We start from the raw sequence: 7,919 nt of genomic DNA on the forward strand, positions 1-7,919 counted from the left end.
GCGCTGGCGTACCGCCGCACCGGTGCCGCCGTTCGTGCCGGCCAGGGCGCGGCGCTCGGCCTCGACCATCCGGTGCAGTTGGCGCAGCGCCAGGTCCGGGTCGGCGGCCCGGGACAGCGCGGTGAGCAGTTCCCGCGCCTGGTCGCCGGTGGGCTCCTGGGTCTGCGGGCGCCACAGGTCGAGCCCGTCCGGGCCGAGCAGGTCGGCGGCGCGGGCGCCGAGGTCGTCGTCGGTGATGCCGAAGCCGTACCGGGCGAGCCGGCCGGTGGCGTTGCTCGGGCGGCCCATCAGTGCCCGAGCAGCGGCAGGGTGCGGCGCGACCCGCTGTCGTCCAGTTCGCCCAGGGCCAGGGCGGCGAACCTGGCGGCGAAGGGCTGCCAGACGTCCTCCACGTCGGCCAGCACCGCGGCGCAGGCGGCGACCACCAGCTCCGGGTCGTAGTCGAGCTCGGCCAGCACCGCCGAGTCGGTCGCCCACTCGGCGATCATGTCGGCGTCGCACTCGATGTGGAACTGGAGGCCCCAGGCCCGGTCGCCGAGGCGGAACGCCTGGTGCGGGAAGCGGGTGGAGGCGGCCAGCAGGGTCGCACCGGCCGGCAGCTCGGTGATCTCGTCGGTGTGCCACTGGAGCACGTCGGGGATGAGCGGGACGTACCGGAACAGCGGATCGTTCTCGGCGGCGTCACGCCGGCCGACCACGGCGGGCCCCACCTCCGGCCCGGAGCGGCTGCGCTCGACCGTGCCGGCGTGCGCGGTGGCGAGCAGTTGCGCACCGAGGCAGACCCCGAGTGTCGGGACACGGTGCCGGACGGCCTTGCGGAGCAGCCCCTCCACCGCCGGCAGCCAGGACGCGCCGGGCTTGCCGTCCGGGTCCGGGTAGGCCTGCTGGTCGCCGCCGAGCACCACCAGCGCGGCGTACCCGTCGAGGTCGGCGGGGAGCGGGTCGCCCGCGTGCGGGCGGGACACCGACAGCTCCAGACCGGCCTCGGTCAGCCACTCGCCGAGCCGTCGCGCATCGTCGGTCGGGTCGTTCTCGATCACCAACGCGGTAGCCACGCCGTCGAGGCTATCCGGTCCGGCCGACGGGCCCGGCGCGCGGGACCGGTGCGGTGTCCAGGAACGTCGGCGGTGTCGCGGCGAGGTCCGGTGGACGTTCCTGGACACCGCACTAGGCTCTGCCGCTGTGTCCCACCACACCGCACCCGATCACGTCGTACGCCCGCCGGCGCTGCGCCCCGGCGACACGGTGATGCTGGTCTCGCCGTCCGGGCCGACCCGTCCGGAACGGGTGGCCCGGGGCATCGAGCTGCTCACCGGCTGGGGCCTGCGGCCGGTGCCCGCCCCGCACGTGTACGCGCGGCAGGGCTACCTGGCCGGCACGGACGCGCAGCGGGCGGCCGACCTGAACACCGCCTTCGGCGACCCGACGGTGCGCGGGGTGATCTGCACCCGGGGCGGGTACGGCGCACAGCGGGTGGTGGACGCGATCGACATGGCGGCGGTGCGCCGCGATCCCAAGGTGGTGGCCGGGTTCTCCGACATCACCGCGCTGCAACTGGCGCTGTGGCGGGGCGCCCGGCTGGCCGGGGTGCACGGGCCGGGGGCGGCGTGGCGGGACGAGCGCACGCCGTTGGCGTCGGCCGAGTCCCTGCACGCGGCGCTGACCACCACCGCGCCGGTGACCGTACGCGCGGTCGAGACCGAGGACACCTTCCCGGTACGCACCTCGGGCCGGGCCGTCGGCCGACTGCTGGGCGGCAACCTCTGCCTGGTGGTGGCCTCGGTGGGCACCCCGGACATGCCGGACCTGAGCGGGGCGGTGCTGTTGCTGGAGGACGTGCAGGAGCCGCCCTACAAGGTCGACCGGATGCTGACCCAGTTGCGTCGGGCGGGCGCGTTGGACGGGCTGGCAGGGGTGGCGGTGGGCCAGTTCACCGACTGCGCGGACGGCTGGCCGGTGAGCGTCGCCGACGTACTCACCGAACGTCTGGGCGACCTGGGCGTACCGGTGCTGGGCGGGCTGCCGGTCGGGCACGGGCCCGGTCAGCTCAGTGTGCCGGTGGGCACCCGGGCCGTCCTCGACGCCGACGCCGGCACGGTGACCGTGGACCCAGCTGTCCACTGAACGACCCGAAAGTCCGGTTCATCCGGTATTCGCGGCGCGATTGCCAGCTCGCTGACAGGTCTGCCACGGCTCGACCCCAGCCAGGCTGGTCACTGTCGGTGACGTCATCGCATCACCGACGAGTTGGAGGACCGATGTCCCGCACGATCTCGAAGAAGCACCTGCTGGCCGGGCTGGCCGCCGCGGGTGTCCTCGGCGTGGGGATCGCCGCCCCCACGGTGGCGCTCGCCGACGACAAGGCCACCCCCAGCGCCAGCGCGAGCGCCGAGCAGCAGGACGAGAAGCGGCCGGAGCCGGGCGCGCACCGGGCGAAGTTCGCCGAGTCCCTGGCCGAGGAGCTGGGCGTACCCACCGAGAAGGTCACCGAGGCGCTGGAGAAGCTCCGTGAGGAGCACAAGCCGCAGGGTCGCCCGGACGGCGAGGGTCGCGAGCGTCCCGACGGGGACCGGGGACCGAAGGGCTCCCCCGAGGACCGTACGGAGGCGCTGACCGAGCGGTTGGCCAAGGCGGTCGAGGACGGCAAGCTCACCCAGGAGCAGGCCGACGCGATCACCGCAGCCGTGGAGGCCGGCGTGTTCGGCGGGCCGGGCGGCTGGGCCGGTCGGGGCGGCCCCGGCGGGACCGGCGGGAAGTGACACCGCGTGGGGCGGCATCCGGTCGGATGCCGCCCCACGGTCGTGCTGACGCGTGCCGGCTCAGGCGATACAGGCGCAGACGATCAGCGCGGCACCGAAGTGGGTGGCGGCGCTGACCTTGGCGACCGGGTGCGGCTCGTCGGCGCAGATCACCTCGCCCAGCTTGCCGGGGGTGAGCAGGTCCAGCACGAAGAAGGCCAGCGCCATGATGCCCAGGCCGATCACTCCGAACAGGATCGTCGAGGCCAGCCCCTTGGCGAAGTCGCTGTAGCTGGTCAGGATCGCGGTGAAGACGATCCCGGCGACGCCGAGCTGGTTGGCGGCGAGCAGCAGGCCGGCGTTGGCGTTGCGGCGTATCCAGATCAGGTCCCGCAGCTTGCCCGGGGTCAGCAGGTCGACCAGGACGAAACCGGCGGCCATCAGCCCGACCCCGACCACCCCGAACACCACGCTCTGCCAGGCTCCGCTGAGCAGATCCTCCAGCACCGACTGCCTCCCCCACCGTCTGCGGCCGGCGGGCGCCGGCACGGTGATCGAGACGATAGCGGCACCGCGCAACGCCCGCCCGGGCGGTGGTGGCGGTCCTACAGCGACAGGTACCGCTGGCGCTCGTACGGGGTGACCTCGCGGCGGTACTGCTCCCACTCGGCCCGCTTGTTACGCAGGAAGAAGTCGAAGACGTGCTCGCCGAGCACCTCGGCGACCAGCTCCGAGCCGGCCATCACGTCGATCGCCTCGGCGAGGTTCTCCGGCAGTGGTTCGTACCCCATGGCGCGGCGCTCGGCGCTGGTCAGCGACCAGACGTCGTCCTCGGCGCCCGGCGGCAGCTCGTACCCCTCCTCGATGCCCTTCATCCCGGCGCCGAGCAGCACCGCGAAGGCGAGGTACGGGTTGGCGGCCGAGTCGGGCGAGCGGACCTCCACCCGGGCCGAGTTCGGCTTGCCGTACGCCGGGACGCGGACCAGCGCGGAGCGGTTCAGGTGCCCCCAGCACACGTACGCCGGGCTCTCGGTGACCCGGTCCGGCAACGCCTGCGGGAAGAGCCGCTTGTAGGAGTTGACCCACTGGTTGGTGACCGCCGTGTACTCGCGGGCGTGCACCAGCAGCCCGGCGATGAACGCCCGGGCCACCTTGGAGAGCTTCATCGGGTCGCCCGCGTCGTGGAACGCGTTGCGCTCCCCCTCGAACAGCGACAGGTGGGTGTGCATGCCGCTGCCGGGCTGGTCGGTGAAGGGCTTGGGCATGAAGGTGGCCTGCACGCCGGTGGAGAGCGCCACCTCCTTGACCACGTGCCGGAAGGTCATGATGTTGTCGGCGGTGGTCAGCGCGTCGGCGTAGCGCAGGTCGATCTCCTGCTGGCCGGGGGCGACCTCGTGGTGGCTGAACTCGACCGAGATGCCGATCCGTTCCAGCGACAGCACGGCCTGGCGGCGGAAGTCGCGGGCCACCGCGTGCGTGGTGTGCTCGAAGTAGCCGCCGCTGTCCACCGGCACCGGGACGCTGCCGTCCATCGGGCCGTTCTCCAGCAGGAAGAACTCGATCTCGGGGTGGGTGTAGAAGGTGAAGCCCTTCTCCGCCGCCCGGGACAGCGCCCGGCGCAGCACGTGCCGGGGGTCGGCCCAGGAGGGCCCGCCGTCGGGGAGCAGGATGTCGCAGAACATCCGGGCGCTCTCGCCGCTGACCCCGCCCTCGAACGGGAAGACCTGGAAGGTGGTCGGGTCGGGCATGGCGACCATGTCCGACTCGAAGACCCGGGCGAAGCCCTCGATCGCCGAGCCGTCGAACCCGATGCCCTCCTCGAAGGCAGCCTCCAACTCGGCGGGGGCGACGGAGACGCTCTTGAGCGTGCCGAGCACGTCGGTGAACCACAGCCGGACGAAACGGATGTCCCGCTCTTCGAGCGTGCGGAGGACGAACTCCTGCTGACGGTCCACTGCCCCAACCTTCCGCGACACGCTATGTCCGGCTTCGGACGGTGATTACCCGACCTGACCGACCAGTCTCCACCGACCCGATTACGCAGACGTTAACCGACCCGCGGCCACTGCGTCCCGCCCAGTCCCGACCCCCGGTCGCCGGGTGGCGTGGTCTGCGCGGACACCACGTGTCGAGTCCGCCCACCGTGGGCAAGATGAGGACATGCCCACCCTGCGTCTCGCGCTGTGCCAGGTCAACCCCCGGGTCGGCGACATCGCCGGCAACGCCGAGATGATCCGCTCGTGGACCCGGAGATCCGCCGACGCCGGAGCCGGACTCGTGCTCTTCCCGGAGCTGGCGCTGACCGGCTACCCGGTCGAGGACCTGGTGTTCCGGCGCTCCTTCGTCGCGGCGTCCCAGGCGGCGCTGCGCCGCCTCGCCGCCGACCTGGCCGCCGACGGGCTGGGTGACCTGCCGGTCGTGGTGGGCTACCTCGACGCCGACGGCCCGCCCCAGGTCAGCCCGGACGCCGAGCCGGGCCGGGGGGCCCGCAACGCCGCCGCCCTGCTGCACCGGGGCGAGGTGGTGGTCTCCTACTTCAAGCACCACCTGCCCAACTACGGCGTCTTCGACGAGGACCGCTACTTCGTGCCCGGCGACACGCTGACCGTCGTCCGGCTCGGCGGGGTGGACGTGGCGCTGACCATCTGCGAGGACCTGTGGCAGGCCGGCGGCCCGTTCGCCGCCGCCCGCGACGCCGGGGTCGGGCTGGTGGTCAGCATCAACGGCTCGCCGTACGAGCTGAACAAGGACGACCTGCGTCTGCCGGTGGTCCGCCGGCGCGCCGCCGAGGCCGAGGCGACCATCGCGTACGTCAACATGGTCGGCGGCCAGGACGAGCTGGTCTTCGAGGGCGACTCCATGATCGTCGCGGCGGACGGCACGCTGCTGACCCGCGCGCCGCAGTTCGTGGAGCACCTGCTCGTGCACGACGTGGAGCTGCCGGAGACGGGCAGCGGTCCGGGCGCCACCCTCGGCGGTGCCCGCGACGGCGCCGCACTCACCGGCGGGCTGCGGATGGTGCGGGGCACGATCGACACCCTGCCCCCGGCACCGGACGGCCCGCCGGTCCACGGCGGGATCGTCGAACCGGTCGCCGACGAGGCCGAGGTGTGGGAGGCCCTGGTCCTGGCCCTGCGTGACTACGTCGACAAGAACGGCTTCCCCTCGGTGGTGCTCGGGCTCTCCGGCGGCATCGACTCGGCCGTGGTGGCCGCCATCGCGGTGGACGCGCTCGGTCCCGACCGGGTGGTCGCCCTCTCCATGCCCAGCCAGCACTCCTCCGGGCACAGCCGCGACGACGCCGCCGACCTGGCCGAGCGCACCGGCCTGGACTACCGGGTCGAGCCCATCCAACCGATGGTGGACACCTTCCTGGCGAACATGTCGCTCTCCGGGGTGGCGGTGGAGAACCTCCAGGCCCGGGTACGCGCCGTCATCCTGATGGCGCTGTCCAACCAGGAGGGCCACCTGGTGCTCACCACCGGCAACAAGAGCGAACTGGCGGTCGGCTACTCCACCATCTACGGCGACTCGGTCGGCGGCTTCAACCCGATCAAGGACGTCTGGAAGACACTGGTCTGGCGGCTGGCCACCTGGCGCAACGCCGAGGCGACCCGGCGGGGCGGGACGCCGCCTATCCCGGAGAACTCGATCGGCAAGCCGCCCAGCGCCGAACTGAGCCCCGGCCAGCTCGACAGCGACGCGCTGCCCGACTACGACGTCCTCGACCCGATCCTGATCGGCTACATCGACGGCGACCTGGGCCGCGACGGCCTGGTGGCCTCCGGGCACGACCCGGCGGTGGTGGACAAGGTGCTCCGGCTGGTGGATACCGCCGAGTTCAAGCGCCGCCAGTCCGCGCCCGGGGCGAAGATCTCGATGAAGGCGTTCGGGCGGGACCGGCGGCTGCCGATCACCAACCGGTGGCGCGAGGACGGCTGACCACCGGCGAGTGACATCCTCCACTGCGCTCTGCCGCGACCGGGGCCGCCGGTGCGACGATCGCGGCAGAGCCCGGGGACCGCGTACGCGGCCTCGAGGAAGGAGACAGTCATGGTGGAGTCCACCCCGACCGAGGTGACCGCCCTCTACGGCGGCCCGGTCACCCGACGGGTCCGCACCCGCGACCTGATCGCCGCCAAGGAACGCGGCGAGAAGTGGCCCATGCTCACCTCGTACGACCAGTACAGCGCCTCGATCTTCGACGCCGCCGGCATCCCGGTGCTGCTGGTCGGCGACTCGGCCGCCAACAACGTGTTCGGCTACGAGACCACCCTCCCGATCACCGCCGAGGAGCTGCTGCCGCTGGTCCGGGCCGTCGTCCGGGCCACCCGCCAGGCGCTCGTCGTCGGTGACCTGCCGTTCGGCTCGTACGAGGAGGGCCCCACCCAGGCCCTGCGGACCGCCGTGCGGTTCATGAAGGAGGGCGGCTGCCACGCGGTGAAGCTGGAGGGCGGCCGGCGCTGCGCCGACCAGATCGCCGCCGTCGTCGGCGCCGGCATCCCGGTGATGGCGCACATCGGGTTCACGCCGCAGAGCGAACACACCATCGGCGGCTACCGGGTGCAGGGCCGGGGCGACACCGCCGAGGACGTGATCGCCGACGCGCGGGCGGTGGCCGAGGCGGGCGCCTTCGCGGTGGTGCTGGAGATGGTGCCCGGTGAGGTCGCCAAACGGATCACCGCGGAGCTGAGCATCCCGACCGTGGGCATCGGCGCCGGCCCGGAGACCGACGCCCAGGTGCTGGTCTGGCAGGATATGGCGGGGCTGCGCACCGGCCGGACGCCCCGGTTCGTCAAGCGGTACGCCGACCTCGCGGGCGTGCTCGGCGAGGCCACCCGGCGCTTCGCCGACGAGGTACGCGGCGGGGAGTTCCCCGGCGCCGAACACACCTTCTGAGCGGACCGTCACGGCCCGTGGACGCACGCACGGGCCGTGACACGCCCACCGACCTGCCCGTCCCTGCGGCGGCACCGTCGGAACCGGGCAGCGGGATCTGCGGAAGGCGGCTAACGTACCGGCCCGTGAAGCGAATGCACACCTCCGTCCTGACCCTGGCGTGCGCCTGCCTGCTGGCGCTCACCGCCTGCGGCGGGGACTCGGCCGACACCGCCGCCGACACCGCCCCGTCCGCCGTACCCCCCACCGCCACGGTCGCGCCGCCCTCGGCCACCCCGACCC

The 7,919-nt window shown here is 73.1% G+C and carries 8 protein-coding genes; 4 read left to right on the top strand and 4 right to left on the bottom strand.

Features of this window, described 5'->3' with window-relative positions:
- Nucleotides 1-288, bottom strand: a 288-nt coding sequence (locus EYA84_RS21595; RefSeq protein WP_131054868.1) for a hypothetical protein, incomplete at its 3' end; no start/stop codon positions are given.
- On the bottom strand, nt 288-1,055 hold the full coding sequence (locus EYA84_RS21600) for a type 1 glutamine amidotransferase (protein WP_131054869.1): 768 nt from the start codon (nt 1,053-1,055) through the stop codon (nt 288-290). The genes EYA84_RS21595 and EYA84_RS21600, both read right to left, overlap by 1 nt.
- Before the next feature lie 193 nt (nt 1,056-1,248).
- Here EYA84_RS21600 and EYA84_RS21605 point away from each other — a divergent pair, with 193 nt between their 5' ends.
- Together EYA84_RS21605 and EYA84_RS21610 are read left to right on the top strand one after the other, a co-directional pair.
- Nucleotides 1,249-2,124 (top strand): LD-carboxypeptidase, encoded by an 876-nt coding sequence (locus tag EYA84_RS21605; RefSeq protein ID WP_131054875.1) that lies wholly within the window; start codon nt 1,249-1,251, stop codon nt 2,122-2,124.
- Between the two features lie 134 nt (nt 2,125-2,258).
- The gene (locus EYA84_RS21610) at nt 2,259-2,759 is read left to right on the top strand and encodes a hypothetical protein (RefSeq protein ID WP_131054870.1); all 501 of its coding nucleotides are present in this window, start codon (nt 2,259-2,261) and stop codon (nt 2,757-2,759) included.
- Between the two features lie 60 nt (nt 2,760-2,819).
- Here EYA84_RS21610 and EYA84_RS21615 read toward each other — a convergent pair whose 3' ends face one another.
- Together EYA84_RS21615 and glnA are read right to left on the bottom strand one after the other, a co-directional pair.
- Nucleotides 2,820-3,245 carry a DUF350 domain-containing protein gene (locus EYA84_RS21615; RefSeq protein ID WP_131054871.1) on the bottom strand — a complete coding sequence of 142 codons (426 nt, stop codon included), beginning with the start codon at nt 3,243-3,245 and terminating at the stop codon, nt 2,820-2,822.
- A 98-nt stretch (nt 3,246-3,343) separates the two neighbouring features.
- Nucleotides 3,344-4,693: a type I glutamate--ammonia ligase gene (gene glnA / locus EYA84_RS21620; RefSeq protein WP_131054872.1), complete on the bottom strand. Its 1,350-nt coding sequence runs from the start codon at nt 4,691-4,693 to the stop codon at nt 3,344-3,346.
- 205 nt (nt 4,694-4,898) lie between these two features.
- Between glnA and EYA84_RS21625 the strand changes: the two genes are divergently transcribed.
- The gene (locus tag EYA84_RS21625; protein WP_131054873.1) at nt 4,899-6,680 is read left to right on the top strand and encodes an NAD+ synthase; all 1,782 of its coding nucleotides are present in this window, start codon (nt 4,899-4,901) and stop codon (nt 6,678-6,680) included.
- A 111-nt stretch (nt 6,681-6,791) separates the two neighbouring features.
- The gene (gene panB / locus EYA84_RS21630; protein WP_131054874.1) at nt 6,792-7,637 is read left to right on the top strand and encodes a 3-methyl-2-oxobutanoate hydroxymethyltransferase; all 846 of its coding nucleotides are present in this window, start codon (nt 6,792-6,794) and stop codon (nt 7,635-7,637) included.
- Nucleotides 7,638-7,919: the final 282 nt, after the last annotated feature.

Origin of the sequence: Verrucosispora sp. SN26_14.1, from assembly GCF_004307965.1 — a bacterium.
Classification (GTDB): domain Bacteria; phylum Actinomycetota; class Actinomycetes; order Mycobacteriales; family Micromonosporaceae; genus Micromonospora.

Bases quoted from the DNA above. Each gene is read 5' to 3' on its own strand.
- EYA84_RS21605 (WP_131054875.1), top strand. From the start codon at position 1,249: ATGCTGGTCTCGCCGTCCGGGCCGACCCGTCCGGAACGGGTGGCCCGG.
- EYA84_RS21610 (WP_131054870.1), top strand. From the start codon at position 2,259: ATGTCCCGCACGATCTCGAAGAAGCACCTGCTGGCCGGGCTGGCCGCC.
- panB (WP_131054874.1), top strand. From the start codon at position 6,792: ATGGTGGAGTCCACCCCGACCGAGGTGACCGCCCTCTACGGCGGCCCG.
- EYA84_RS21625 (WP_131054873.1), top strand. From the start codon at position 4,899: ATGCCCACCCTGCGTCTCGCGCTGTGCCAGGTCAACCCCCGGGTCGGC.